An 868-nucleotide genomic window follows, 5' to 3' on the forward strand; every position below is an offset into this window, starting at 1 on the left:
GTTTAATACATATATTACGGTACGTGAAATTTTTAAATTTGAATAGCAGTTCATTAAGTTTTATTAATTATCTTGAATTTAAAGTTCTAAAATTGTTTTCTGTCTAGAATACAGTGAGTGAAATTTCATCTACTCTCATGTAACTAAAATACAAAAAACGCCGATTTTTTAACCGACGTTTTAAAAACTAAAATTCCACCTTATCAAAATGATAACAATTTGTTAAATATGACGTATTTGAATTTACGACTAACTTTTTGCAATAGTCTTCTAATACTTTTGGGCCTGTAACAAATTTACTCATCGCAAATGTACCTTTTCGATATCGGTCAGTTCGATCCCTTGAACTATCAAATCGATAGTAAATTAATTTTCCATTATATTGATATTCGGTAATCACTGGATCACCTTTTGAAGTAAATTCAACAAATCGAATAAAGTCAGGCTTCTTATTTTTTACGTTATTAATAAATTTTTGAATCCGTTCATTATGGTTAGTAGTTCTTCCTATTATTAATATATCGCCATTTTTAAGCGCATCTTCTTTACTATAGGATGCTGGGATTTTGTTAGTTGCTTTTTCTCCGTAATTCTCGATTTCTTTTTTTAACATTTCTTTCGTAAATACACTAGCCTCTGCCACCATGAAATGATCGAAGGAAAGACCAAGAAATATTAAAAGCATAAACGATACAATTGATTTATACATTTTGCCCTCCAATATTACAATTAATAATATTGGTTAGTTTTTCCATTCAATTCTAACTTATGCAATTGAGAAAAAAATCCACCTTTATGTAGCAAGGTGGATTTCACACTGTTGAAAAACAATCTTGGCAATTAATAAACAAATTTTCGTAAAGGAGTA

The 868-nt window shown here is 28.7% G+C and carries 1 protein-coding gene; it reads right to left on the reverse strand.

The features are described 5' to 3' along the window. Nucleotides 1-187: 187 nt before the first annotated feature. Nucleotides 188-709, reverse strand: a complete 522-nt coding sequence (locus tag CN514_RS25035) for a DUF4362 domain-containing protein (protein WP_098234855.1) — start codon at nucleotides 707-709, stop codon at nucleotides 188-190. Nucleotides 710-868: the final 159 nt, after the last annotated feature.

The sequence above is a fragment of the Bacillus sp. AFS001701 genome (assembly GCF_002559405.1).
Lineage (GTDB): Bacteria > Bacillota > Bacilli > Bacillales > Bacillaceae_G > Gottfriedia.